The sequence below is a fragment of the Mesorhizobium sp. M0159 genome, from assembly GCF_040322295.1.
Lineage (GTDB): Bacteria > Pseudomonadota > Alphaproteobacteria > Rhizobiales > Rhizobiaceae > Mesorhizobium.
This window is the reverse complement of sequence record NZ_JAMYTF010000022.1, coordinates 24,196-48,389: the sequence shown is the minus strand read 5'-3', so window position 1 is coordinate 48,389 and position 24,194 is coordinate 24,196. Positions and strand designations below refer to the sequence as shown.

Here is a 24,194-nt window from a genome sequence, read left to right as displayed (position 1 = left end):
AAGAAGGAGAACCACATGAACAATCTCGGATATATCGGGGCCGAAGCCCGAGCCGGAGCCGTCTACAATGAAGGCCTGCGCCGGCACATGCTGCGCGTCTATAACTATATGGGCCTTGGCCTCGTCGTTACGGGCGTGATCGCGTTCGTGGTGGCTTCCACGCCCGCTCTTTACGTGCCGATCTTCTCCACACCGCTGAAATGGGTGGTGATGCTGGCCCCGCTGGCCTTTGTGGTCTTGTTCTCGTTTCGGATGCAGGCGATGTCGGCAGCCGGCGCCCAGGCGATGTTCTGGGCATTCTGCGCGGTCATGGGCCTGTCGCTGGCTTCCGTGTTCCTGGTCTTTACCGGCACCAGCATCGCACGCACCTTCTTCGTCGCCGCCACCATGTTCGGCGCGACCAGCCTTTACGGGTACACGACCAAACGCGACCTGACGCAGTTTTCGTCGTTCCTGATCATGGGCCTGATCGGCGTGGTGATCGCCAGCATCGTCAATATCTTCCTGGGCTCGACCGCGCTCCAATTCGCGATCTCTGTGATCGGCATCGCCGTCTTCATCGGCCTCACCGCCTGGGATACCCAGACGATCAAGGAGCAGTATGCAGAAAACTTCGGCGCGGAATCACAGCAGAAACTCGCTGTCTTCGGTGCATTCTCGCTCTATCTGAACTTCATCAACATCTTCCAACTGCTGTTGAACTTCACCGGCGAGCGCGAATAGCCGGCGTTGAACCAGGACCGGAGTTGGACATCATGGACAGAAACGATCAGCAAGCGATCGGACAGCTCTTCGAGAAGTTGGCAAGCGCCGAGCGCCAGGCGCCGCCGCGCGATGCCGAAGCAGAGCGCTTCATCCAGGACCAGATCACCCAGCAGCCTGGGGCGCCATATTACATGGCCCAGACGATCGTGGTGCAGGAGCAGGCCCTGAACGCAGCTCAGGCGCGCATAGAAGAACTGGAGGAGCAGGCGCGGCAGCCGGCCGGCGGTGGACCGCTCAGCGGCTTCTTCGGCCGCAGCGGCGGCAGGCGCTCAGGCTCGGTTCCGCGGGTAGGGCGCACCGCCTCCGTTGCAACTGAAGGGCCGCAGGACACGCCACAGCGGGCAGGCGGCGGTTTTCTTGCCGGCGCCGCGCAGACCGCGATGGGCGTGGCGGGCGGCGTGCTGCTCGGCAACGCGATCGCCGGCGTGTTTGGCGGCAGCGAAGCGAAGGCAGCTGAACAGCCGACGCCGCAGCCGGACGAAGCCGATCAGGCAGGCGATTCCAGCTCCGATAATGGCGGTGACTTCGGTGATATGGAGTTCTGACGAGCGACCCAGCCTGTGCCTGTGCTGGCGCTGGTGACGATTGCGGGTCAGCATAGGCGAGGTGGCGAGGGCAACATCCGGGAAGCGAGCCCTCGCCGGCGGCTAATAGCCCAGGCGCTTCAGTTCAGCCTTGACCGCCGCGATCGTCTTGAAGCGGAAGTGCTTCGTTGTGCCGTCGCGCCAATGGCAGTCGCATGTGGCGTCGAACTTCCGGCTCGCTTTCAATTGAGTCAGCGCCTTCTGGCCTGGCTTAGGGCCATCGAAGATGCGAACTTCGTAGAGCGTCCCTTCGACATCGTAGTGCATCTGAGCCCAGGAAAGTATCACGATCAGTTCCTTCGCCGGGTCGTGGTCGGCGTTGGCGAGGCCGAGCGCTATGTCCGGTGTGTCGCCCTCTTGTTCACCGATTGTGACCTGGATTGCGCGATATCTATTGTCAGCTAGCCGTTGCAGCGCGACGAGCGGGCGTTCCGGATAGTCCTCAGCGGTCTGGTAATCGACGAAGAGTGTCTGGAGGCCGTTCCAGCTCACTACTGCGGTGTGCGGATCAGCATTGTCGGCGAACCCAACAACACGTTTGGCGAAAGCCAGGTCGTTCTCGCCTGGCGCACGATCAAAGTCCTGCGCTCGCGCGCCAGTGAGGGCGCAGGCGAGGGTGAGGGCAAGACTTGCAAGCAGCGGAAGCGTTTTCATGATTCCCAACCCTAGCATGCCCGTTGCCGCTGTTGCGAATGTCTAAGAGTGACCGGCCTGATCTCGCCGCCAACGGATGCTATAGGCGTAGTCGCATAAGATAGATTATGGAACTGGCATGGCCGATTGGATGTGACGTGAAGATAGCACCTCGCGAGATCCAACTCGGGAACCCAGGCCGTAAAAACTTAGTCTTTCACGCTGATTCGTAAGGGATTTCGATCGTCATGCCGTCATAAGCAGGCTCGACGTTGGCCGGCGTCTCGGCCATTACCGTAGCGTAGTCGAGTGGCACATGCATATGCGTCAGCACCGCGTTCTTCGGCGCCAGTCTTTCGATCCAGCCAAGCGCCTGGCCAAGCGACAGATGGCTCGGATGGACGGTGTATTGCAGCGCGTCGATGACCAGCATGTCCAGCCCGCGCAAACGCTTGGCGGTCGCCTCCGGAAAGTCGCTGACGTCAGGGCAATAGGCCAGCCCGCCGATGCGGAAACCCAGCGAGGTGATGTCGCCATGGAGCTGCAGCAGCGGTTCGAGGGTGAGGGCGCCGCCCTCGCCTGCGATCACCACCGGCCTGTGGTGGTCGATGATATGGGCGTTGACGATCGGCGGATACGAACTGCCTTTCGGTGTTTCGAAACAGTAGCGGAACGCCTCGCGTAGGCGCAGCATGGTAGCCTGATCCGCATGGATGTCGATCCGGTGGCGCTGCTCGAGCACGAAGCCGCGCAAATCGTCGATGCCGTGGATATGGTCGGCATGCGGATGTGTATAGACCACCGCATCGATGCGCTTGACCGATGCCAGCAGCATCTGCTCGCGGAAATCCGGGCCGGTGTCGATGACGACCGTGGTCCGGGCGCCACTCGCCGCGATCCGCTCGACGAGCGCTGCGGTGCGCGTGCGCCGGTTCCGGGGGTCCGCGGGATCGCAATTGCCCCAGTCGCCGGTGATGCGTGGCGTGCCCGGCGATGAGCCGCAGCCGAGGACGGTAAGACGTAACCGGTCGCTCATGCGTCAGGCGCCCGGCGCGCTCGGGCGCGGCATTTTCCTAAACAGCCGGAAGAAATTATCCGTGGTGATATTAGCGATCTCGGCCTCGCTGAAGCCGATCGTCTCGGCCAGCACCTTGGCTGTATGCGCGACATAGGCGGGCTCATTACGCTTACCGCGAAACGGGATTGGCGCAAGGTATGGCGCGTCGGTTTCGAGCAGCAGACGGTCGCGCGGCACATCGGCGGCGACGGCGCGCAGCTCGGCGGAGTTCTTGAAGGTCAGGATGCCGGAAAACGAGACGTAGCCGCCGAGCGCCACGCCGATCTCGGCCAGCCGGCGCCCCGACGAAAAACAGTGCAGGATGAAGGGGAAGGCGCCCTTCCCCGTTTCTTCTTCGAGGATATCAGCCATGTCGTCGTCGGCGTCGCGCGAATGGATGACCAGCGGCAGACCGGTCACGCGCGCCGCGGCGATGTGGGTGCGAAAGCCCTGCGCCTGTGCGTCGCGCGGCGCATGATCGTAGAAATAGTCGAGTCCGGCCTCGCCAATCGCCACCACTTTGCGATGAGCAGAGAGCCGCACCAGATCATCGACAGTGACATCAAGCTCTTCGGCCGCATTATGCGGATGGGTGCCGACCGAGCAATAGACCTCATCGAAAGTCTCTGCAATCTCAAGCACTTGGTTAAATCGCTTCACCCTCGTCGAGATCGTCACCATTCGGCCGATGCCGGCCGCTAGGGCGCGGGCGACAATGGCCGTCCGCTCTTCGGCGAAATCCGGAAAGTCGAGGTGGCAGTGACTGTCGACCAGCATCAGGCGTTCGCGTCCTGCTTTTCGTAACGCGGAAAGACCGCCTCCGGCGCGGGCAATGCCGTGCCGGGCACCAGCGCATAGTCGGCGTGGACATGCGCAAAGTCACGGTTGTCTGCCGGCACCGCCAGCAGGTCGAGCAGCTTAGCAGCCGACCCCGGAACAAAGGGCTGGCAGAGCAGCGTCACGCGCCGGACGACTTCGATCGTCGTCCACAGAACTGTCTTCATACGCTCTGGATCGCTTTTGCTTAGCGCCCAGGGTTGCTGAGAGGCGAAATAGCGGTCAGCTTCGGCCACCACTCCGAAGATCGCCGCCAGCGCCAAATGGATGCCCTGATCCGCCATCGCCTTTCGCGCGACGGCGAGTGCCCCCACCGCTTGGTCGAGGATGGCGCTGTCGGCTTCGGTCAGTTCGCCGCGCTTTGGCACCGCGCCGCTGCAGTTCTTGGCGACCATCTTCAGCGAGCGCTGCGCCAGGTTGCCGAGGCCATTGGCAAGGTCGGCATTGGTGCGGTTGACGATCGCATCATGGCTGTAGCTGCCGTCCTGGCCGAACGGCACTTCGCGCAGCAAGAAATAGCGCACCTGGTCGAGGCCGTAGTGCTCGATCATCGCGAACGGGTCGATGACGTTGCCGACCGACTTCGACATTTTCTCGCCGCGGTTGAACAAAAAACCATGCGCGAACACGCGCTTCGGCAATTCGATGCCAGCCGACATCAGGAAAGCCGGCCAGTAGACCGCGTGGAAGCGGACGATGTCCTTGCCGATGACGTGCGCGTTTGCCGGCCAGAACGACCATCTCTCATTGGCCAGATCCGGATAGCCGGCGGCGGTGATGTAGTTGGTCAAGGCGTCGACCCAGACATACATCACATGCTTCTCGTCGCCCGGCACCGGGATGCCCCAGTCGAACGTGGTGCGCGAGATCGATAGGTCCTTCAGGCCGGACCTGACGAAGCTCATCACCTCATTGCGCCTCTCGGCAGGACCGACGAAATCGGGCTGGTTTTCGTAAAGTGCAAGGAGCCTGTCCTGATAAGCCGACAGCCGGAAGAAGTAGCTCTCTTCCTCGACCCATTCGACCGGCGTCCCCTGCGGCCCATAGCGGACATTGTCGGCACGCACCTCGGTCTCTTCTTCGCCGTAATAGGCTTCGTCACGCACCGAGTACCAGCCGGCATAGCCGCCCTTATAGACGTCGCCATTGGCGGCCATCGCCTTCCAGATCGCCTGCGAGGCCTTGTAGTGCCGCTTTTCCGTGGTGCGGATGAAATCGTCGTTGGAGGCATCGAGCGCGACGGCCATGCGCTCGAAATCGGCCGAGTTGCGGTCTGCCAGCTCGCGCGCTGAAATACCTTCTCTCTTCGCCGTCTGCAGCATCTTTATGCCGTGCTCGTCGGTGCCGGTGAGAAAGAGCACGTCCTTACCGTCGAGCCGCTGGAAGCGGGCCACCGCGTCGGTGGCAATCAACTCGTAGGCATGGCCGATATGCGGTTTGCCGTTCGGATAGGAAATAGCCGTCGTGACGTAGTATTTTTCGCGTGCCATGGATGAGCCGTCATGAATGTCTGAATGAAAGATGTCGCGGTGAGATATCGCATCGAAACGGCAATTGCCATCCGACGCCAATGTGGTGGCTTCGAAGTTCCTGCGATTGATTGGGATCAATACTCAGGGGCTTCAAAGCCACGCCAGCGGCCGTCACATTCGCATTGCAGAATTCAGGCGGTCGATCATGGTCAGGGCGTGCTGCTTTTTGTCGAGATTGTAGGTCTCGGTTTCAGATATAGCGTTCAAAGCCTCGTGCCAAGTATCCGACAGCGTTTTGGCCCGCGCGAGATCGCCGGCGAGCGCGGCCTGGCTGGCGCCGGCCGACAGCAGATCAAGCGCGCGGCGATTGAATATCTCGAACGGGATTGCCTGGTCGCGGCCGGCGACCGCCTCGGCAAGACGGTAGGCGCCTGCGACATCTATCTTCTTGGACATGACCAGGGCGTCGAGGGTGGCGGCGATTTCGAGCCCTCCATACTGCGTCAACAGGATCGCATTGCGCGCGCTGCCCCCTGCCCGCTCCGCCAGCGCCGCGCGCGCCCCAGGATCCTCCGGTGGCGTCGGCTCGATGCCTTCCAGAACCGTCATCAAGTTCTCGGCATCGAGCGGCGCCAACCGCACCATCTGGCAGCGCGACCGGATCGTCGGCAGCAGACTGCCCGGCGCATGGACGATGAGGATGAACAAGGTGCGCGCGGGTGGCTCTTCAAGATTCTTCAGCAAGGCATTGGCAGCATTGGTGTTCATGTCGTCGGCGGGATCGACGATAACCACCCGGTAGCTGCCGTCGTGCGAGGTCAGCGACAGAAAACGGCTGACCTTGCGGATTTCGTCGACCGTGACCACTGTCTTGAAGCTCTTGGTCTTGTCGTTCGCCGGGCGTGTAAGATGCAGCACCGAAGGATGCGCGCCGGTGGCGATCTGTCGAAACAGCGACGAAGCCGGATCTGGAACGGCAAGGCTTTCCGGCGCCTGCTCGAAGGCCGGGTGCTTCAACAGATGATGCGCCAGGTGAAAGGCCAGCGTCGCCTTGCCGATGCCAACCGGTCCGGCAAAGATCAGTGCGTGCGGCAGCTTTCCCGAGCGGTAAGCGGTGGCGAGCATGTTGGCCGCCTGCAGGTGACCGACAAGACGCGGCGTCTCGGATGGCTCGGGCACCCCGTCCAGCGTATCGTGCTGTTCGGGCGCGATGCGTTCGAAAATCATGCTGGCGCCGCCTGCCTTCTTTGTGCCGGCATCATCCTCTCGAGAGCCGCGAACACCGCGGCGGTAACGACATCCTCCACCGCATCTAGGTCGGCTGAGGCATCGACGACAACGCAGCGTTCGGGTTCAGCTGAGGCGATCGCGAGAAACGCCTCGCGCCGGCGTTGGTGGATGGCCAACGTTTCTTTCTCGAAGCGGTCCGGTCCGTCACTGCTGCCCCGCCGGGCGGTAGCGCGCCTCAGGCCCTCGGCGGGGTCGATGTCGAAGATCAGTGTCATGTCCGGCACCATGCCGTTGATGGCGACCTTCTCCAATGCGTCCATGAATGCCGGGTCGAGGCCGCCGGTCACGCCCTGGTAGACGCGCGAGGAATCCATGAAACGATCGCAAAGCACGACCGAACCGCGCTCGACTGCCGGCCGGATGACCTGTTCGACATGGTCGGAACGCGCAGCGGCGAAAAGCAGCGCTTCCATCTTGGGGCCGAACGGCTCGGCTGCGCCTGAAAGCAGGACATGCCTGACCGCCTCCGCGCCCGGCGAGCCACCCGGCTCACGTGTCACCAGCACATCGTATTTCTTGGCGCGCATCTTCTTTGCCAGCCGCTCGATCTGCGTCGACTTGCCTGCTCCTTCGCCGCCTTCAAAAGTGATGAAAAATCCGCGCGCCAAAGCCTTTGTCCATACTTCGGGGACCGTATAGTCCCGGCGGGAAAAAAGGTCCACCGCGACGGTGCTAACGCAGCCAGCCGACGGCCAGTTCCTTGGCGGCGTCGAGCGCGCGCTGCGGCAGCGAACCGACACCGATCGACTCGGCGGCAAACAGCGGCGTCTCCTGGCTCAGCGTATCGCCGATCCAGACGCGCAGCGTACCCACCGGCTGCCCCTCCTCCACCGGCGCTGCCACCGGTCCGTCATAGACGATCCTGGCGGTGAGCTTGTCGCGGTTGGTGATCGGCAGGAAGATCTGCACCGGTCCTTTTGCCTTTAACGCGACACCGGACTTGGCGCCGCCAAAGACCTGGGCTTCGCCAACCACTTCGTCCTTGGCGAATACTTCAGTCTTCTCGAAGGAGCGAACGCCCCAGTCGAGCAGCTTTCGCGCTTCCTCAGCACGCTCACGGTCGTTTGCCAGGCCGCTCATCGCCGCGATCACCCTTGTGCCGTTGTGGCTGACCGAGCCGACAATGCCGAACCCGGATTGCTCGCTGGCACCGACCGCGAGCCCGTCGGCGCCTATGTCCATGGCCAGTAGCGGATTGCGGTTCCTCTGGGAAATCTTGTTCCAGGTAAAATCCTTCTGGCCGTAATAGCGGTAGAGATCCGGGTAGTTGCGCCAGATATGCAGCGCCAGAAGCGCAAGTTCGCGAACGCTCGTTTGCTGCTCATCGGCCGGCAGACCGGTGGAATTGACGAAAGTCGATTTCTGCAAGCCGATCTGGCGGGCACGCCCGGTCATCTGCGCTGCGAAGTTTGCTTCGGACCCGGCCATCCCTTCAGCAATGACGATACAGCCGTCATTGGCCGCCTGCACGGTCACGCCCTGGATCAGGTCTTCCAGCCGGATCGTCGACTTGAGCTTGGCGAACATGGTCGATGTCCCCGAAGGAGCGCCGCCTTTGCGCCAGGCGTTCTCGCTCACCACGAAGGTATCATCGAGCGTCATGCGCCCTGATTTGATGGCGTCGAAAACCACTTCCATCGTCATCAGCTTGGCCAGCGAGGCCGGCGGAATCAACCTGTCGGCGTCCTTGGAAAACAGCACGGTTCCGGTTTCGGCATCGATCATGAAGGCCTGCGCGGCCTTGGTCTCGAAAAGCTGTGCTGAGGCCGGCGCAAGCGAGAGCAGCAGCAGGCCGAGCGCCATAAGCCCGGTGAAAGGGTGAAAAGATTTCATCAGGTTCGACCAGTGAGCCGGCGCTTTTGCAAGTTGGCAGAAGCTATCAGGCTTTTGCCTGGCGGATCAATCGCGCGCGAAAAAACCAGGCAGCCCCGAGCTCAGTTGCGTACAGCAAGCGCATCCGGCGCACCATGCGACCACGCTGCCTGCAGCATCTCGTCCAGGCTGCCACGACCGTCGGCAAAGAGGTTGACCGAGTACCAGTCCTTGCCTTCAAGTTCCGAGCGCTGGATCTCGGTCTTGCCGAAGCTGGAAAGCTGGGCCGCCACACGCTCCGCTTCGGCGGCATTCTCGAACGAACCCGCCGCGACATAGTCCGTGGGCGACCCGGTTGGAGGAGCTTGCCGCTTCCACGATTGAAGAATTTCGGCGGGCGACATGCCGGCGCCATCCAGCTCGGCAAACGCGTTGGAGGCGCGTTGCACGCGCTCGTCCGCGTAAGACAGCGACGCCACGGTGAACGGCGATTGCGCCGGCAGGTTGATCTCCGGGCGCTCCGGCACGATCGGGCCGAAATCGGGCAGTACAATGTCTCCCAAAGCAGATGCTTGCACTGCCATGACAGGCCCTGCATCGGATCCCTGCCCGGAATTCGTCAGCTGACCGGGGAACGGCACGGCAGCAGCGCTCACCGGCAGGCTTGGCGACGGCCCATTCATCGCGACCATGACACCGCTGGGCAGGCCGTCCGACGGATCCGGCGCCCTGTTGCCTGGACGATACGAAGCCACAAGATACTGCCCGTCATTGCCTTCGAGCGGCGCACGGCCGACATATTCGACCTTCACCTCGGCCGTACCGATGTTGGCATAATCGAGCATTTCAGCAGCGCGCTTCGACACATCGATGATGCGTCCATCATGATAGGGTCCGCGGTCGTTGACGCGCACGATCACCGAGCTGCCGGTCTTCATGTTGGTGACCCGCGCATAGCTCGGCAGCGGCATGGTCGGATGCGCCGCCGTCAGATCTGCCATGTCGTAGACTTCGCCGTTGGCGGTCAACCGGCCGTGGAAGGCCTCACCGTACCAGGATGCGAGGCCAACCTTGGCGTAACGTTTGTCTTCCTTCGGATAATACCACTTGCCGCGCACCTGATAGGGCTTGCCGAGCTGGTCGCGTCCGCGAGACGTCTTGAACATGACGCGCGGGCTGGCTTTCACGCCGTATTCGGCTTCGGAAAAATATTCCTTGGAGCGAGGTTTTTTGTTGACCATCGCCTTTTGCTGCGGCCCGGCACATGCTGCAAGAAAGGCTGCCGACAAGGCAAACAGCGCGAAAGCGGAAGCGCGACGAAGACGCGGGCGCGCCGTGGTCTGCATATTTTGATTATCCCCTATAGCATCGACGAAGGCACCGCAGCATGAACGTCAGCGATGCCAAAGCACCCACTCCAGAAACGCCGGCGACGCCCTACCCCAATCCTTTTTGTGCGCAGGAATTGTTTATCACCGTATTAACCGATTGTGGTCGGAACCGGGCGAGATTGTGGCACGGACCGCCTCGCTGATCGGCATGAAAATCATCGCTTATCGATCAGAAACGCCGTTCGTGGCGCACTTTGCCCCTGGCTTGGCGTGTCTGCGAGCGCAGATTCAGGGACCGAATATCACAAGTTCGGTGAACGTCAGATCTCCAGGTGCGGGTGGTCTGGGACCTTTGAAGTATTTCAGCCCCTTGTTGGGCCGGTACCATCCCACCAAACCTGGAATCGGCTCCTTGGCGTCGACAAAGCAAACCAGGATTCCGCTTCGCAAGAGAAAGCGCCCCATCGCACCGGCGCAGCGGCTCAAATCCGCAAGCGAGCGGCAATAGATGACCTGATGGCACTGGATAACACCGTGCAACATTCGGCGCGGCATCAATACCAGGGGGAACGCTGCTCCGTCGCAAATGCAGATCAACGACAGGCAGCCCAGCGCGGCGTGTTCCGAGAGTATGTACCTCTCACTCTCGGGCAGCATCGCCAATTCCGGGAGATCGGGACGCACTTCGACTACGCGACATGACCGCTGCGTCAAACTTAAAGCCGGCAAGAAGGTAAATTGTCCGCTGGAGAAGAGCCGAAAGCCTAGCGCCCGGTTGGCTTTCAATGTCGCTTGTGCCGGCGAAATGTTCGTGTAGGTCACGTCCTTCCGCTTGAGAACCGCCACAACCAACATGGCGCCATAAGGACGGAATTCTGCATCGACTGACCAGCTTGAAAGATTGCAGCGGATTTCGTCGCCCTCTGGCCCCTGGTAGCGAGCATAAAGGGTGAGCACAACGCCGACGATCCGACCGGCATGCTCCAAAACAAAGCCATATCGTGGGAACTCGGCAACCGCAGGACGCTGCGACAAACGGGTCAGAGCGTGTATCCAGTAACTCCGGTTACGCGCCGGAAAGCCCCTGCACAGGCAATCAACCACTCCCTCCCAGTCGGTTTCGCGGATTGGTCTACAGCGAAGACCGGGCGGGAGAGCGCCAAGTACGGCCAAAATCAACTCCAGAATACGATTTACTTACATGTGCCTAATGCGCTCCACATATCAGCGCTCAACGATTAATAGTCCGTGCGGGTTTTAAAAACGATTTTCCACACTCAGCACAAACACAGCTCGCCATGACGCTGCTCACCGTCCTGGATCGCGCCGAAAGGTGCGGCCGCCACGGTTGACTTGGCGTTGAATGCGGCTTTACAGGAATGGAGCGCGAACCGGTCGGGGAACGTCCTGGTGCCAATCCGGTACCGACAGCTCGAACCCGCTCCTCTCGCGATATCCTAAGTGATTGAAAAATCACCTTGGAGGGATGGCCGAGCGGTTTAAGGCACCGGTCTTGAAAACCGGCGTGGGTGCAAGCCCACCGTGGGTTCGAATCCCACTCCCTCCGCCATATCCGGCCAATTTCTTCAATCCTGCAGGCATGACGTCGAGTTTTCCGCTCGTCGGATTCTCGACTGCCTGGGTCTAACAGGCCGGTCCGCTTCGGGGAGAACCGCCGCTCTGCCCCATGCAGCGCACCACCTCTCGCGTCGCTGAAATGCGACAGGTGCTGATCGTGGCAACGATACCAAAGTACCGGTGATTGCGTAATCAACAACCTGCCACAAAGCGAAGACTGTCACCCGCCGCGCAGCCGCGCTTCGTCGGGTTGATTTCTCCGTCCGAATATGGTGCTTCTCCCGCCTATGAATAAACTATTTTCTGCGGTCCTCGCATGGACGATAGTGGCTTGGCCGGCCAGCGCAATGGACAGCGCATTGCGCGCCGGCCTGCTGAAACTCGATCCGCAAACCCGGCTGGAGCAGCGATGCGACGCCGAAATTCTCGACCGGATTACCCGCGACGACCACAAATACAAAGCCGATCGTGTCGTCGCCTACGCTTTTGCGACGCCCGAAATGGGCGCCGATGCGATCAAGAGCCCGGGTGCTGCGTTTCGCAGCAAGGGACAATGGTACCGGCTGAAATTCAAATGCGAGACAGCGCCGGACCATATGGAAGTCCTGCAGCTGCGCTACCGGATCGGTGATGAAATTCCGGAAAGCGACTGGCCCAAATACAACCTCTATAACTAGGCATTCGCGACCTGTGGCCGCATTTTGCCGGTGTTTCGGGCCGATCGTCGCAAACTCTGTATATTGCCGACCTTGTTCCAACCAGTCCCTTGACGCGCGGGAACCATACACGTTAGGCCCTCCAGGCATTCGACGCGAACAGTTGGCCAACCAGCAAGGAACTTCCAGTCGATGGAAATTTTCACTGCCGCGGGCTTCTCTGCCCTGCTCCAGGTCATCGCCATCGACCTCGTGCTTGCAGGCGATAACGCCATCGTCATCGGCTTGGCCGCGGCGGGCTTGCCGGTCGAGCAGCGCAAGAGAGCGATCCTCATCGGCGTGGTGGCGGCGACGGTGCTGCGTATCGGTTTTGCTGCGATCACCGTCACCCTGTTACAGATTGTCGGCCTGCTGCTGGCCGGCGGCATCTTGCTGCTGTGGGTGTGCTGGAAGATGTATCGCGAGCTGCGCACGTCGTATGCCGACGAGGTGGAGGCGACCGAAGCGCTGTCCAATTCCGATATCAACAGGGATGATATGGTGGCCGGCAAGGCGCGCAAGAAGACCTTGGGTCAGGCGGCATTGCAGATCGTCATCGCCGACGTGTCGATGTCGCTCGACAACGTACTGGCGGTCGCCGGCGCGGCGCGCGATCACTTCCAGGTGCTGGTAATAGGCCTCGTCCTGTCGATCGCGCTGATGGGCCTTGCCGCGAGCTTCATCGCCAAGCTGCTGCACCGCCATCGCTGGATCGCCTATATCGGCCTTTTGATCATCTTCTATGTCGCACTCGATATGATCTACCGGGGCGCGGTGGAAGTCTTGCCGCATGTCAGCAGTGCGGTGAGCTGACACGCCGACTCGAATTCTCATCGGTCGGCCTTTCAGCTTCGGCGAGCCTTCGGCGACGCTGGCGGTTGCGTTTCGCCGCAGCCGCTGCCCATACCAATGCCGCGACAAGTGTGATACTGCGCCGCCAATCCTGAAAATCCGGAAAAGCTTAGATGTCCGCCCTTCGCGTCAGTTTCGTCAGCCTTGGATGCCCGAAAGCCCTTGTGGATTCGGAGCGCATTATCACCCGCCTGCGCGCCGAAGGCTACGAGATCGCCCGCAAGCACGACGGCGCCGACCTGGTCGTCGTCAACACCTGTGGCTTCCTCGATTCGGCTCGCGACGAATCGCTCAACGCCATCGGCTCCGCACTTTCGGAGAATGGCAAAGTTATCGTCACCGGCTGCCTCGGCGCCGAGCCGGACGTCATCCGTGAAAGACATCCGAACGTCCTCGCCATCACCGGACCACAAGCTTATGAAAGCGTGATGGCGGCGGTGCATGAGGCTGCCCCCCCGAGCCATGATCCCCACATCGACCTTTTGCCGCCGCAAGGGGTCAAGCTCACACCGCGCCACTATGCGTATCTCAAGATTTCGGAAGGCTGCAACAACCGCTGCACCTTCTGCATCATCCCGGCGCTGCGTGGCGACCTCGTATCGCGGCCGGCGGCCGACGTGTTGCGCGAAGCCGAGAAGCTGGCCAAGGCCGGGGTCAAGGAGATCCTCGTCATCTCGCAGGATACCAGCGCCTACGGCATCGATATCAAATACCAGACCAGCATGTTCGGCGATCGCGAAGTGCGGGCGAAATTCCTCGATCTATCGGAAGAACTGGGCAAGCTCGGTGTCTGGGTGCGCATGCACTATGTCTATCCCTACCCGCATGTCGCAGACGTCATCCCATTGATGGCCGAAGGTAAGATCGTTCCCTATCTCGACATTCCGTTCCAGCACGCCTCGCCGCAGGTGCTGAAGAACATGCGCCGGCCCGCTCATGGCGAAAAGACGCTCGAGCGTATTCGCGGCTGGCGCGACATCTGCCCGGACCTTGCCATCCGCTCCACCTTCATCGTCGGCTTCCCCGGCGAGACGGATGACGATTTCGAGATGCTGCTCGACTGGCTGGACGAGGCCAAGATCGACCGCGCCGGCTGTTTCAAATACGAGCCGGTCAGAGGCGCCCGCTCCAACGAGCTCGGCCTCGAGCAAGTGCCGCAGGATATCAAGGAAGCCCGCTGGCACCGCTTCATGCAGCGCCAGCAGAAGATTTCGGCAACGCAGCTAACCAAGAAAATTGGCAAGCGACTGCCGGTCCTGATCGACGAGGCGCATGGCAATTCGGCCAAGGGCCGGACCAAATACGATGCGCCCGAAATCGACGGTTCGGTCCATATCCAGTCGCGGCGGCCACTGCGCGCCGGCGACATCGTCACGGTCAAGATCGAGCGCGCCGACGCTTACGACCTTTACGGCTCAGCAGTCTGATATTCCGTCCAAAATGAAAAGGGCGCCGCGTGGCGCCCTTTCGTTCGATATGTTTCCGACCGCCTACTGCGGCAGCTTGTCGTCGACGCCCTTCACGTAGAAATTCATGCCGAGCAACGTGGCGTCGTCGGCGACCTCGCCCTCCTTCAGCCAAGGTGTGCCGTCCTGCTTGGCGATCGGCCCGGTGAAGGGGTTCCAGCCGTCGGCGATCTTCTTGGTGGTGGCTTCGGCCATCGCCTTGACGTCGTCGGGCATGTTGGTGAACGGCGCCAGCTTGACGGCGCCGTCCTTAATACCGAGCCAGACATTGTCGGGCTTCCAGGTGCCGTCGAGCGCCGCCTGGACCCGGCTGATGTAGTAGGGACCCCACTCGTCGGTCAGCGCGGTCAGCTGCGCGTGCGGCGCGAACTTGATCATGTCGGAGGACTGCCCGAAGCCGTGCAGCTTGCGCTCCTCCGCCACCTGCAAGGCAGCGGTCGAGTCGGTGTGCTGGACGATGATATCGGCGCCCTGGTCGAACAATGCCTTGGCAGCATCGGCCTCCTTGCCCGGATCGAACCAGGAGTTCACCCACACGATCTTCGCCTTGAAGTTCGGGTTGATCGACTGTGCGCCGAGCATAAAGGAATTTATGCCCATCACCACTTCCGGGATCGGGAAGGAAACGATGTAGCCGGCGACGCCCGACTTCGATTGCTTGGCGGCGATCTGGCCAAGCACGTAGCGGCCTTCGTAGAAACGCGCATTGTAGATGCCGAGATTTTCGGCCGTCTTGTAGCCGGTGGCGTGCTCGAACATCACCTTGGGGAATTTCTTGGCGATCTTTACTTCCGGGTCCATGAAGCCGAAGGACGTGCCGAAAATGATCTTGCATCCCTCGCGCGCCAGGCGCTCGAAGGCGCGGTCGGCATCGGGGCCTTCGGAGACGTTTTCGAGATAGGCGGTCTCGACCTTGTCGCCGAGTGCCTTTTCCACCTCGAGGCGGCCTTGGTCGTGCTGGTAGGAGTAGCCGAAATCGCCGATCGGGCCGGTGTAGACCCAGCACGCCTTCAGCTTGTCCGCCGCCTCGGCTGAGGCCGCCAGCGACAATGCGGCCGTCGTCGCCATCAGGGCAATAAGCAGTTTTTTCATTGTGTTACCTCTCTGAGTTAAGCCTTGGAGCTTCCGTCTTTTTGCTGTCAACGATCCGGAACGAATGGCTGGCCCAAGGAGGCCGGCGTGTTCATCATCGTCAAACGCTTGTTGCGCGAGATTAGAACGAGAACCACGACGGTTGCCAGATAGGGCAGCGAAGAAAGCAGTTGCGAGGGAAACGATTTTAAGAACGCAATTAACTTGTAGAGCAACCAGGGCGCGTCGACGAAGTCCTGCAGATTTATGGCTTGGACGTGAAGCTGGCCAACCCAGATCGCGCCGAAAATATAGGCGCCGGCCAGCACCCGCCATGGCCGCCAGGAGGCGAAGACGACCAGAGCCAGCGCGATCCAGCCGCGGCCGGCGGTCATGTTCTCCACCCATTGCGGTGTGTAGACCAGCGATAGGTGACCGCCGGCGAGGCCGGCACAAGCGCCGCCGAAAATCACTGAGAGATAGCGGTAGCGGATGACGTGGATGCCAAGCGCATGGGCGGAGGCATGGCTGTCGCCGATCGAGCGCAGCGTGAGCCCGGTGCGGGTCTTGAACAGGAACCACATGACGGCGGCGGTCAGCGCGATCGAGATGTAGAAGATTGGATCCTGGCCGAACAGCAGCCTGCCAACGACCGGGATTGCGGTCAGGCCGGGAATATCGAGGTTTGGCAGCCTTTCGCCGGGCTGGCCGACAAAATTCGTTCCCATCATGCCGGAAAGGCCGAGGCCGAGCAGTGTCAGCGACAGGCCGGTGGCCACCTGATTGGTGGCCAGCGACAGCGTCATGACGGCGAACAGCAGTGAGAACACTGCCCCCATGGTGACTGCCGCCAACAGCCCTATCCAAGGCGAGCCGGTGAGATAGCCGGCGCCGAAACCGCCGACGGCACCCATGATCATCATTCCTTCGACGCCGAGATTGAGCACACCCGAACGTTCGACCACCAGTTCGCCGATCGCCGCGATCAGCAGCGGCGTCGCCGCCGTCGCGATGGTCAAGAGGATGTTGACGGTGATGTCCATCAGCGGGCTTCCTCCAGCTTCGGCCCCGCCTCGAGCTTCGGCGCGGAAAAGCCGGTCAGGCGAATGCGGTAATGGATGAGCGTGTCGCAGCCGAGCACGAAGAACAAAAGCATGCCCTGGAACACGCGCGCCACCTTGTCGGAGATGCCGAGCGCGCTTTGCACTGCCTCGCCGCCCAGATAGGTCAGCGCCAGTACAAGGCCTGCGGCGACGATGCCGAGCGGATTGAGCCGGCCGAGAAATGCCACGATGATAGCGGTAAATCCGTAGCCGGGCGAGATCACCGGCTGCAATTGTCCGATGGCTCCCGAGACCTCCGAAATCCCTGCAAGTCCGGCCAGTGCGCCCGACAGCAGGAAGGCAAAGAAGACCATGCGGTTAAGGCCAAACCCGGCGAAGCGCCCTGCCCTCGGACTTGAGCCGAGCACGCGGACCTCGAAGCCTTTCAGCATACGGCTCATCAGGATCCAGATCAGTATCGCCGCGATCAGCGCGAAGACAAATCCCCAGTTTGCCCGGCCGGATTCCGGGAGGAGTTCCGGCAGTATGGCGGAGTCGTTGAACTGGATGGTCTGCGGGAAACCGTGGCCCTGCGGATCGCGCCACGGCCCGCGTACGAGCCAATCGAGGAAGAGCTGGGCGACATAGACCAGCATCAGGCTGGTCAGGATCTCGTTGGTGTTGAAGCGCGTCTTCAGCAGTGCCGGGATTGCAGCATACGCGGCCCCACCGACCATGCCGAGCAGAAGCATCAGCGGCAGCACCAATGGGCCTTCGAACTGCGGAAACAGCACGGGGATGATCGAGCCGACAATGCCGCCCAGGATGAACTGGCCTTCGGCGCCGATGTTCCAGATGTTGGCCTTGTAGCAGACCGACAGTCCGACCGCGATCAGGATCAGGGGGGCGGCCTTGATCGCCAGCTCATGCAACTGCCAGACCTGGCTGATCGGTTCGATGAAGTAGATGCGGAACGCGGTCAACGGGTTGACGCCGAGCAGCGCGAACATGATGGCACCGGCAATGATCGTCAAAACGAAAGCGATGAAAGGCGAGAGTGCCGAAAACAGCATCGAGCGCTGCGGGCGTTTTACAAGTTCGAGGCGCATCAGGCCGTCTCCAGCGTATGTTCGGCATGACCGGGTTCGGCGCCGCCCATCAGCAGCCCGATTTTCTCGAATGTCGCTTCAGCTATCGGCAGCGGCTTCGACAGTTCGCCATTGTGCATGACCGTGATCGCATCGGAAATCTCGAACAGCTCGTCGAGGTCCTGGCTGATCACCAGCACCGCCGAGCCGCTGCGCGCCAGTTCGATCAGCGCCTGGCGGATGTGGGCCGCCGCACCCGCGTCGACCCCCCAGGTCGGCTGATTGACCACCAAGACGCTCGGCCGGCGGTCGAGTTCGCGGCCAACGATGAATTTCTGCAGATTGCCGCCCGAAAGAGCCGCAGCCTCCGGATCCGGCGCGCTCTTGCGCACGTCCATTGCCTTTATGATGCGCTGGGCAGCGGTATGGATCGCATCGCCCTTGACCATTCCACCGGCGCCGACAAACATCTTGCCATCGGTGGCGTGGCGCGACAGAAGCAGGTTCTCCGAAAGCTTCATGCGCGGTGCTGCGCCATGGCCGAGCCGCTCTTCCGGGACGAAGGCAGCGCCCATCAGGCGCCTGCCGGTGATGGTGAGGCCGCCGGCATCCTTGCCGCGGATGCGGACCGAGCCGGCATCCTGCTGCAGCACCTCGCCGGAAACGGATTCGAAGAATTCGCCCTGGCCGTTGCCGGCCACACCGGCAATGCCGATCACCTCGCCGGCGCGGACCTCGAGATTGATGTTCCTGAGCGGGATCGAGAACGGGGTCGCCGGCTTGCGGGTGAGTTCGCGGATTTGAAGCAGCACCGGCGCGGTCTCGATACCCTCGGCCGGCGCCCGCACCACGGCCAGCACCTCGTTGCCGACCATCATCCGCGCCAACGAAGACGCGGTTTCCTGGCGCGGATTGCAATGGCCGACCACCTTGCCGTGACGCAGCACGGTGGCGCGGTCGCAGATCCGTTTGACCTCTTCCAGCCGGTGCGAAATGTAGAGGATGGACTTTCCTTCCGAACGCAGCCGTTCGAGCGTCTCGAACAACTTATCGGCCTCCTGCGGCGTCAGCACCGAAGTTGGTTCGTCGAGGATGATGAGTTGCGGCGTCTGCAGCAGGCAGCGGATGATTTCGATACGCTGACGCTCGCCGACCGACAGATCACCGACCAGCGATAGCGGATCGAGAGGCAGGCCGTAACTGTAGGAGAGCGCCCTCGCCTTGGCCGCGATCGTGCTGATCGGCGAGCCGTCATCCAGCGACAGCGCGATGTTCTCCGCCGCCGTCAGCGCTTCGAACAGGGAAAAATGCTGGAAAACCATGCCGATGCCGAGCTTTTTTGCGGTGCCGGGGCTGGTGATCCTGACCGCCTGGCCATTCCAGAAAATCTCGCCGGAATTCGGTTCCAGCGATCCAAACAGCATTTTCACCAGGGTCGACTTGCCGGCGCCGTTCTCGCCAAGCAACGCATGGATCTCGCCCTTGGCGATGTTGAGATCGACATGGTCGCACGCCGTCAACGTGCCGAATATCTTTGTGAGGCCGCGAACCTCAAGCAGGTTTGCGCCGTCCTGATCTGCACTCACGGTGCCTCCATCTGGTTTGCCAGACATGTTCTGTGTTCCCGCAACCATCGTATGCGCGGGCTGCTCTCTACGGTAAGCGCCTCACGACTTGAAAGAGCTTCAAGAATTTCAGCGGAAACTCAAGCGGTAAAGAGCAGTTCGCAAGAACGGCGGCATCGGCGGCCCGAAACTGCGGGCGCCTAAGGGATAAGTATTGTTGTCCCGGTGGTCCGGCGCCCTTCGAGATCGGAATGCGCTTTGCCGGCCTCGCTGAGCGCGTAACGCTGGTTGATCTTGATCTTGACGGCGCCGCTGAGCACCACACCGAACAAGGCGGCGGCGGAAGCCTCGAGGTCTTCGCGCCTGGCATTATAGACGAACAGCGTCGGCCGCGTTGCGAACAGCGAGCCCTTCTGCGCCAGCAACGAGATGCTGAAGGGCGGGATCGGCCCAGACGATTGACCGAAGCTGACGAAAGTGCCGAGCGGCCGCAGGCAATCGAGCGAGGCTGGAAATGTGTCGTTGCCGACTGAATCGTAGACAACGTCGCATTTCTTGCCACCGGTGATAGCGGCAACGCCGGCCACGAAATCCTGTTCGCGATAGTTGATCACGTGGTCGAAGCCATGCGCCTTGGCGAGCTCGATCTTGTCGGTGGAACTCGCCGTGCCGATCACTGTCGCGCCGAGATGCTTGGCCCATTGGCCGAGGATCAGCCCGACACCGCCGGCCGCCGCATGAAACAGGATCGTGTCGCCGGCTTTCACCTTGAATGTACGACGCAACAGATATTCGGCGGTCATGCCCTTTAGCATCATGGCTGCGGCCTGTTCGTCGCTGATGCCGTCCGGCACCTTCACCACGCGGTCGGCGGCGATCACGCGCTGCCCGGCATAGGCGCCGGTCGTCACGGCGTAGGCGATGCGATCGCCGGGTTTGAGCCAGTCGACATCCGAGCCGACATCCAAGACCACGCCGGCCGCCTCGCCGCCAGGGACCAGCGGAAATCCGCCCTGCGGCGGATAAAGGCCAGAGCGATAATAGACGTCGATGAAATTGAGACCGATCGCGGTATGCTTGACCAGGATCTGTCCCGAGCCCGGCTGCCCGGGATCGGCATCCTCATAGGTCAGGACCTCCGGGCCGCCATGGGCATGGATGCGGATCGCTTTGGACATTTTCTGGCTCTCTTGGGATCAGGCTTTCTTATCCGACTTGGCGCCGAGATTTGGGAAGAACTGCATGATAGCGCCGATGCAGGCGAGGTAAAGCCCGGTGAACGTAATCCCGAACTTGATGAAATCGCTGACCTGCTCGCCCAGCACGCCGATCTGGTCGTAGAAGGAGGCAAGTGCGGCCTGCGCCAGCGCCAGCGCGCCGAAAGCGCACCAAAGCAGCGTCATGCCGAGATTGATCGGCCGCAGCCGCTTCACCCGCACCGGATGGATGAAATTGATCGGCACGAAGGTGAGAATGGCGGCCACCACGACCACCGCGAAAGAAACCCATTGTCCGGGCTCGATGACGAACAGCGTGAACACCACCATGTTCCAGACGACCGGAAAGCCCTTGAAGAAATTCTCCTTCGTCTTCATGCCGGTATCGGCATAGTAGATTGCGCTCGACACCACGATGATCGCCGCCGACAGGAACGACAGGCGCTCGCCCATGAAGCCGCGCTGATAGAGCGCGAAGGCCGGAATCAACACGTAGGTCACGTAGTCGATGATGTTGTCGAGCAGTTCGCCCGACCAAGTCGGCAGGATTTCCTTGACATCGAGCTTCCTGGCGATCGGCCCGTCGATGCCGTCGACGAAAAGCGCCAGCCCCAGCCACCAGAACATCGCCGTCCAGCGCTGCTCGCTTGCTGCCACTAGCGACAGAAACGCCAGGAATGAGCCCGACGCGGTCAAGAGATGGACCGAGAACGCCCGCGCCTGAGGCCATGTGACTTTCTTCTTCGGCCGCGGAATCCGGTCGGCGATTTTCCTGGCCGTCGTCTTCTTGCTCACGGGCCCCGCCAGTCCAGCTTGCAGATTTCGGCCGAACGGCCAGCAAAGTTCCAGTTGCGGCCAAAGGCCCGCATTTTGCTCTTGTCGGATTTGGCGACGATGATTTCCGGCGCAATCCAGTATTCCGAATTGCTGATGACCGCATCCTTGTCGCGATCCTTGCCGGTGATTGGCGTCACCGCACCATCGATGATCTTCGGTATCTGAAAGATGCGTGTTTTCGCACGCGTCTCGTAGGTGATCGGCACCTGCTCGGCGCCGAGGAACTGTCCGACCAGGATGGAGAGCAGCGATGTGGTTCCACCGGCCTTGCCGGTGAATATCTTCGTCAGTCCCTTCACAGCGTAAACCGAGGCGCGCTTGTCGATGAACAGGCCCGCCGTCCAGTTGCCGCGGCTCATATAACCGGGGATTTCCATGACCAGCCCAAGATTGAGGCCGGACAGGTCGACCTCGCCGAAATGGCCGGCATCGATCCGGAACCCCGCCCAGGTTTGGCAATAGCCTTCCGTAGGCGGATGATTGCCGAGCGACAGAACGCAAGGGCAAAAAACCGTGCAATTGCAGGAAAGGATGAGCTCTCCCTTCATTGCCCAGTTTTGATCTGTCATCGAATTCTCCCCCTCATGCCGAGACTACTAGTAGCGCGGCTGCCCAGACAAGCAGTATCGCACCGCCCAACCGCGTCGGCAGATTGCCTGCCGTCTGTTTTTCGACCAGGCTGAACAAGCCGATCAGTGCCATCCAGAACACGTTCATCACACCGACGGCAAACATTACCAGCATCAGCGCCCAGCAGCATCCAAGGCACCACAGGCCCTGCTCCATACAGAGCCGGAAAATGCGATGGCCATCAACAGCCACATCGCGGTGAGTGCCCCGCCTTGCGCGCCTACGCTTGCGCGAAGCGGCGCCGGCGGCAGGCAAAGGGCGAAGAAACGCGCAAGGAAATCCGGCAGCGGCAGTTGCGGCAGGTATTCCAGCACGGCGTCGCCGGGTACATCGGCGCCCGGGAGCCGGCTCACCGCCCCCCGAACTGCCATTGCGCCGAGAAGGAGCCAGGCAAGGGCGATGCCCATGCCGGCAACGACGCTCACCGTCAGTCGAGGGCTGCGCGCAACGCTCGCCATCGCGCGGCCGGTGCCGTCGAGGTGGCTGAAATCGTCTTGTTGGCCGGTCATGGCAACCGAATGGGCCGAATCGCCGCGTTGATCAAGCCGCATCACCTGACCTATATGGACCAGCAGGTCGGACGGGCCTCACCTCGCAATCCGGAAGCCGAATTTGATCCATCGGGAAACAGCACGGATACTGGTCGCCGGCAGCGGCCCTGCGGGGCTGATCGCGGCGCTTGGCTTTGCCGAGGCGGGCTTTCCCGTGACGCTCGTCGGCCCCGATGCAACCGGCCCCGACGGCCGGACGACAGCCTTGATGAACCCTGCCCTGAAGATGTTCGAACGGCTAGGGATCTTCGACGGAATCAGGCCGCACGCAGCGCCGCTCAAGGTGATGCGTATCGTTGACGCAACCAACCGGCTGATCCGCAGCCCGACAGTGACCTTTCGCGCCAGCGAGATCAACGAAGAGCAATTCGGGCTGAACTTGCCCAACAGCGTTCTCAACCGCACGCTAGCCGAGGCTGTCGCGCATTCGGGCATCGAATGGCGAAAGTCGATGGTGGAGGCATGGCGCCTCGATGCCGACCATGCCCATGCCGTTCTCGCCGACGGCAGCGAGGTTGAGGCATCGTTGGCAGTTGCCGCCGATGGCCGTCAGTCGCCGGCCCGCGAGGCAGCCGGCATCCGGACCTCGATCCGATCCTATCCGCAGGCGGCGTTGGTGCTCAATTTCGGTCACCGCAGCGACCATGCCTTCACCTCGACCGAATTCCACACCGAGACCGGTCCGTTCACACAGGTTCCCCTGCCCGGCAACCGGTCCAGCCTTGTCTGGGTGCTCGAACCCGATATCGCCAAGGACCTTGCAGCACTCGACGACGCCGAGCTTTCGACGCGGGTCGAACAGCGAATGCAATCGATGTTGGGCCGCGTGTCGGTTGAGCCCGGCCGGCAGGTCTACCCCCTTTCAGCGGTGAGCCCGTGGCGGTTTGCGCAGCGCCGCGTAGCCCTAGTCGGCGAAGCCGCCCACGTGTTTCCCCCAATCGGCGCGCAAGGCCTCAATCTCGGCATCAGGGACATCGACGACCTGATTGGTGCCGCAAGCAGAAACCGCTCGGACCCGGGCGCCGCCAAGGCGCTTGCAGCCTATGATTTCAAGCGGCGGCCGGACATTCTGGCGCGCAGCAGCGCGGTCAACCTGCTCAACATGTCGCTGCTTTCCGACATGCTGCCGGCCCAGCTGGCGCGCAGCGCTGGCCTGGGCGCGCTTGAGGGGTTTGCGCCGTTGCGGGCGTTTTTCATGCGCGAGGGTCTTCGACCCGGCAGCGGTTTTGCGGCGTTTTTTGGCCGATTGCGAAAATCGGCTGAGCGATAGCGATCTTGGCCACCGCCCTTGATCCGCATCTCGCGATGCTCAACCCGGCATCAAGGGGATCGGGATTGAATTGACGCGGCGTCTGCGCCAAATAATGACGATGTCGACCTTTAGGTCTGGGCCAGTCTTTGCCGGACCGGTGCGTAAGAATCTAAAGTCCTGGAGCGTTCCTTGCGTGTTCCAGGATGCGTGGCGTTCAAGAAGTTCAAGTGGTGAGTGCGATGAAGACAGCCAAATTCTCGATCGGACAGGTGGTTCGGCACCGGCTGTTTCCGTTCCGCGGCGTCATTTTCGACGTCGATCCGCAATTCGCCAATACGGACGAATGGTACGAGGCGATACCCGCTGACGTGCGGCCGCGCAAGGACCAGCCTTTCTATCATCTGCTCGCCGAGAATTCCGAAACGGAATACATTGCCTATGTGTCCGAACAGAATTTGCTCGAGGACCGGTCGGGCGAACCGGTCCGGCATCCGCAGATTGGTGAAATGTTCGACAAGAAGCCGGACGGGCGCTACGAGCCGAAGCACCAATTGAGACATTGACTTAG

The 24,194-nt window shown here is 61.5% G+C and carries 25 protein-coding genes and 1 tRNA gene; 8 read left to right on the top strand and 18 right to left on the bottom strand.

Going from position 1 to position 24,194, the window contains the following annotated elements; translation table 11 throughout:
• Positions 1 to 15 precede the first annotated feature (15 nt).
• Together NKJ32_RS20665 and NKJ32_RS20660 are read left to right on the top strand one after the other, a co-directional pair.
• Positions 16 to 723, top strand: a complete 708-nt coding sequence (locus NKJ32_RS20665) for a Bax inhibitor-1/YccA family protein (RefSeq protein WP_352568614.1) — start codon at positions 16 to 18, stop codon at positions 721 to 723.
• Positions 724 to 755: 32 nt separating this feature from the next.
• On the top strand, positions 756 to 1,310 hold the full coding sequence (locus tag NKJ32_RS20660) for a DUF2076 domain-containing protein (RefSeq protein ID WP_352754737.1): 555 nt from the start codon (positions 756 to 758) through the stop codon (positions 1,308 to 1,310).
• A gap of 102 nt (positions 1,311 to 1,412) precedes the next feature.
• Here NKJ32_RS20660 and NKJ32_RS20655 read toward each other — a convergent pair whose 3' ends face one another.
• The 9 genes from NKJ32_RS20655 to NKJ32_RS20615 form a co-directional block, all read right to left on the bottom strand.
• Positions 1,413 to 2,003 carry a hypothetical protein gene (locus NKJ32_RS20655; protein ID WP_352754740.1) on the bottom strand — a complete coding sequence of 197 codons (591 nt, stop codon included), beginning with the start codon at positions 2,001 to 2,003 and terminating at the stop codon, positions 1,413 to 1,415.
• Between the two features lie 196 nt (positions 2,004 to 2,199).
• The gene (locus tag NKJ32_RS20650) at positions 2,200 to 3,018 is read right to left on the bottom strand and encodes an MBL fold metallo-hydrolase (RefSeq protein WP_352636703.1); all 819 of its coding nucleotides are present in this window, start codon (positions 3,016 to 3,018) and stop codon (positions 2,200 to 2,202) included.
• Between the two features lie 3 nt (positions 3,019 to 3,021).
• On the bottom strand, positions 3,022 to 3,816 hold the full coding sequence (locus NKJ32_RS20645; RefSeq protein WP_352593880.1) for a TatD family hydrolase: 795 nt from the start codon (positions 3,814 to 3,816) through the stop codon (positions 3,022 to 3,024).
• Positions 3,816 to 5,366: a methionine--tRNA ligase gene (gene metG / locus NKJ32_RS20640; protein ID WP_352828678.1), complete on the bottom strand. Its 1,551-nt coding sequence runs from the start codon at positions 5,364 to 5,366 to the stop codon at positions 3,816 to 3,818. The genes NKJ32_RS20645 and metG overlap by 1 nt, the downstream gene beginning before the upstream one ends.
• A 153-nt stretch (positions 5,367 to 5,519) precedes the next feature.
• Positions 5,520 to 6,575, bottom strand: a complete 1,056-nt coding sequence (locus NKJ32_RS20635) for a DNA polymerase III subunit delta' (RefSeq protein WP_352828676.1) — start codon at positions 6,573 to 6,575, stop codon at positions 5,520 to 5,522.
• Positions 6,572 to 7,246: a dTMP kinase gene (tmk, locus tag NKJ32_RS20630; RefSeq protein WP_352448921.1), complete on the bottom strand. Its 675-nt coding sequence runs from the start codon at positions 7,244 to 7,246 to the stop codon at positions 6,572 to 6,574. Before tmk ends, NKJ32_RS20635 begins: the two co-directional genes overlap by 4 nt.
• Positions 7,247 to 7,310: 64 nt before the next feature.
• Positions 7,311 to 8,441: a D-alanyl-D-alanine carboxypeptidase family protein gene (locus NKJ32_RS20625; RefSeq protein ID WP_352593887.1), complete on the bottom strand. Its 1,131-nt coding sequence runs from the start codon at positions 8,439 to 8,441 to the stop codon at positions 7,311 to 7,313.
• Between the two features lie 131 nt (positions 8,442 to 8,572).
• The gene (locus NKJ32_RS20620) at positions 8,573 to 9,796 is read right to left on the bottom strand and encodes a septal ring lytic transglycosylase RlpA family protein (RefSeq protein WP_352785057.1); all 1,224 of its coding nucleotides are present in this window, start codon (positions 9,794 to 9,796) and stop codon (positions 8,573 to 8,575) included.
• Between the two features lie 273 nt (positions 9,797 to 10,069).
• Positions 10,070 to 10,954, bottom strand: a complete 885-nt coding sequence (locus NKJ32_RS20615; RefSeq protein ID WP_352593883.1) for a GNAT family N-acetyltransferase — start codon at positions 10,952 to 10,954, stop codon at positions 10,070 to 10,072.
• 307 nt (positions 10,955 to 11,261) lie between these two features.
• Here NKJ32_RS20615 and NKJ32_RS20610 point away from each other — a divergent pair.
• The 4 genes from NKJ32_RS20610 (at position 11,262) to rimO (ending at position 14,333) form a co-directional block, all read left to right on the top strand.
• Positions 11,262 to 11,351 (top strand) — tRNA-Ser (locus NKJ32_RS20610).
• A 277-nt stretch (positions 11,352 to 11,628) separates the two neighbouring features.
• Positions 11,629 to 12,036, top strand: a complete 408-nt coding sequence (locus NKJ32_RS20605) for a DUF930 domain-containing protein (protein WP_352456770.1) — start codon at positions 11,629 to 11,631, stop codon at positions 12,034 to 12,036.
• Between the two features lie 171 nt (positions 12,037 to 12,207).
• Positions 12,208 to 12,867 carry a TerC family protein gene (locus tag NKJ32_RS20600; protein WP_352568620.1) on the top strand — a complete coding sequence of 220 codons (660 nt, stop codon included), beginning with the start codon at positions 12,208 to 12,210 and terminating at the stop codon, positions 12,865 to 12,867.
• A 152-nt stretch (positions 12,868 to 13,019) separates the two neighbouring features.
• Positions 13,020 to 14,333: a 30S ribosomal protein S12 methylthiotransferase RimO gene (rimO, locus tag NKJ32_RS20595; RefSeq protein WP_352754742.1), complete on the top strand. Its 1,314-nt coding sequence runs from the start codon at positions 13,020 to 13,022 to the stop codon at positions 14,331 to 14,333.
• Positions 14,334 to 14,396: 63 nt separating this feature from the next.
• On the opposite strand, the gene NKJ32_RS20590 is transcribed toward rimO, so the two are convergent.
• The 9 genes from NKJ32_RS20590 to NKJ32_RS20550 all read right to left on the bottom strand — a co-directional run bounded on the left by NKJ32_RS20590 (position 14,397) and on the right by NKJ32_RS20550 (position 22,332).
• Complete coding sequence (locus tag NKJ32_RS20590; protein ID WP_352621764.1) at positions 14,397 to 15,464, bottom strand: BMP family ABC transporter substrate-binding protein; 1,068 nt, start codon at positions 15,462 to 15,464, stop codon at positions 14,397 to 14,399.
• Positions 15,465 to 15,511: 47 nt separating this feature from the next.
• Entirely contained in the window at positions 15,512 to 16,486 is a 975-nt protein-coding gene (locus NKJ32_RS20585) for an ABC transporter permease (RefSeq protein ID WP_031211313.1), read from the bottom strand.
• A complete protein-coding gene (locus tag NKJ32_RS20580) occupies positions 16,486 to 17,598 on the bottom strand; it encodes an ABC transporter permease (RefSeq protein WP_352448966.1) in 1,113 nt (370 codons plus the stop codon). Before NKJ32_RS20580 ends, NKJ32_RS20585 begins: the two co-directional genes overlap by 1 nt.
• A complete protein-coding gene (locus tag NKJ32_RS20575; RefSeq protein WP_502893792.1) occupies positions 17,595 to 19,187 on the bottom strand; it encodes an ABC transporter ATP-binding protein in 1,593 nt (530 codons plus the stop codon). The genes NKJ32_RS20580 and NKJ32_RS20575 overlap by 4 nt, the downstream gene beginning before the upstream one ends.
• 152 nt (positions 19,188 to 19,339) lie before the next feature.
• Positions 19,340 to 20,317 carry a quinone oxidoreductase family protein gene (locus tag NKJ32_RS20570; RefSeq protein ID WP_352785065.1) on the bottom strand — a complete coding sequence of 326 codons (978 nt, stop codon included), beginning with the start codon at positions 20,315 to 20,317 and terminating at the stop codon, positions 19,340 to 19,342.
• 18 nt (positions 20,318 to 20,335) lie between these two features.
• Complete coding sequence (gene pcsA / locus NKJ32_RS20565) at positions 20,336 to 21,112, bottom strand: phosphatidylcholine synthase (protein ID WP_502894454.1); 777 nt, start codon at positions 21,110 to 21,112, stop codon at positions 20,336 to 20,338.
• A gap of 35 nt (positions 21,113 to 21,147) precedes the next feature.
• A complete protein-coding gene (locus NKJ32_RS20560; RefSeq protein WP_352785067.1) occupies positions 21,148 to 21,762 on the bottom strand; it encodes a DUF1326 domain-containing protein in 615 nt (204 codons plus the stop codon).
• A 13-nt stretch (positions 21,763 to 21,775) separates the two neighbouring features.
• Complete coding sequence (locus NKJ32_RS20555) at positions 21,776 to 21,979, bottom strand: copper chaperone (protein WP_352785068.1); 204 nt, start codon at positions 21,977 to 21,979, stop codon at positions 21,776 to 21,778.
• Positions 21,937 to 22,332, bottom strand: a complete 396-nt coding sequence (locus NKJ32_RS20550) for a hypothetical protein (RefSeq protein WP_352785071.1) — start codon at positions 22,330 to 22,332, stop codon at positions 21,937 to 21,939. The genes NKJ32_RS20555 and NKJ32_RS20550 overlap by 43 nt, the downstream gene beginning before the upstream one ends.
• Positions 22,333 to 22,435: 103 nt before the next feature.
• On the opposite strand from NKJ32_RS20550, the gene NKJ32_RS20545 reads away from it, so the two are divergent.
• Together NKJ32_RS20545 and hspQ are read left to right on the top strand one after the other, a co-directional pair.
• Positions 22,436 to 23,644 carry a UbiH/UbiF family hydroxylase gene (locus NKJ32_RS20545; protein ID WP_352828673.1) on the top strand — a complete coding sequence of 403 codons (1,209 nt, stop codon included), beginning with the start codon at positions 22,436 to 22,438 and terminating at the stop codon, positions 23,642 to 23,644.
• A 221-nt stretch (positions 23,645 to 23,865) separates the two neighbouring features.
• Positions 23,866 to 24,189, top strand: coding sequence for a heat shock protein HspQ (hspQ, locus tag NKJ32_RS20540; RefSeq protein ID WP_023675043.1), 324 nt, complete (start codon positions 23,866 to 23,868; stop codon positions 24,187 to 24,189).
• The last annotated feature ends 5 nt before the right edge of the window (positions 24,190 to 24,194 follow it).

Bases quoted from the DNA above. Each gene is read 5' to 3' on its own strand.
- NKJ32_RS20665 (WP_352568614.1), top strand. From the start codon at position 16: ATGAACAATCTCGGATATATCGGGGCCGAAGCCCGAGCCGGAGCCGTC.
- NKJ32_RS20660 (WP_352754737.1), top strand. From the start codon at position 756: ATGGACAGAAACGATCAGCAAGCGATCGGACAGCTCTTCGAGAAGTTG.
- NKJ32_RS20655 (WP_352754740.1), bottom strand. From the start codon at position 2,003: ATGAAAACGCTTCCGCTGCTTGCAAGTCTTGCCCTCACCCTCGCCTGC.
- NKJ32_RS20650 (WP_352636703.1), bottom strand. From the start codon at position 3,018: ATGAGCGACCGGTTACGTCTTACCGTCCTCGGCTGCGGCTCATCGCCG.
- NKJ32_RS20645 (WP_352593880.1), bottom strand. From the start codon at position 3,816: ATGCTGGTCGACAGTCACTGCCACCTCGACTTTCCGGATTTCGCCGAA.
- metG (WP_352828678.1), bottom strand. From the start codon at position 5,366: ATGGCACGCGAAAAATACTACGTCACGACGGCTATTTCCTATCCGAAC.
- NKJ32_RS20635 (WP_352828676.1), bottom strand. From the start codon at position 6,575: ATGATTTTCGAACGCATCGCGCCCGAACAGCACGATACGCTGGACGGG.
- NKJ32_RS20625 (WP_352593887.1), bottom strand. From the start codon at position 8,441: ATGGCGCTCGGCCTGCTGCTGCTCTCGCTTGCGCCGGCCTCAGCACAG.
- NKJ32_RS20620 (WP_352785057.1), bottom strand. From the start codon at position 9,796: ATGCAGACCACGGCGCGCCCGCGTCTTCGTCGCGCTTCCGCTTTCGCG.
- NKJ32_RS20605 (WP_352456770.1), top strand. From the start codon at position 11,629: ATGGTGCTTCTCCCGCCTATGAATAAACTATTTTCTGCGGTCCTCGCA.
- NKJ32_RS20600 (WP_352568620.1), top strand. From the start codon at position 12,208: ATGGAAATTTTCACTGCCGCGGGCTTCTCTGCCCTGCTCCAGGTCATC.
- rimO (WP_352754742.1), top strand. From the start codon at position 13,020: ATGTCCGCCCTTCGCGTCAGTTTCGTCAGCCTTGGATGCCCGAAAGCC.
- NKJ32_RS20590 (WP_352621764.1), bottom strand. From the start codon at position 15,464: ATGAAAAAACTGCTTATTGCCCTGATGGCGACGACGGCCGCATTGTCG.
- NKJ32_RS20585 (WP_031211313.1), bottom strand. From the start codon at position 16,486: ATGGACATCACCGTCAACATCCTCTTGACCATCGCGACGGCGGCGACG.
- NKJ32_RS20575 (WP_502893792.1), bottom strand. From the start codon at position 19,187: ATGTCTGGCAAACCAGATGGAGGCACCGTGAGTGCAGATCAGGACGGC.
- NKJ32_RS20570 (WP_352785065.1), bottom strand. From the start codon at position 20,317: ATGTCCAAAGCGATCCGCATCCATGCCCATGGCGGCCCGGAGGTCCTG.
- NKJ32_RS20560 (WP_352785067.1), bottom strand. From the start codon at position 21,762: ATGACAGATCAAAACTGGGCAATGAAGGGAGAGCTCATCCTTTCCTGC.
- NKJ32_RS20555 (WP_352785068.1), bottom strand. From the start codon at position 21,979: ATGGAGCAGGGCCTGTGGTGCCTTGGATGCTGCTGGGCGCTGATGCTG.
- NKJ32_RS20550 (WP_352785071.1), bottom strand. From the start codon at position 22,332: ATGACCGGCCAACAAGACGATTTCAGCCACCTCGACGGCACCGGCCGC.
- hspQ (WP_023675043.1), top strand. From the start codon at position 23,866: ATGAAGACAGCCAAATTCTCGATCGGACAGGTGGTTCGGCACCGGCTG.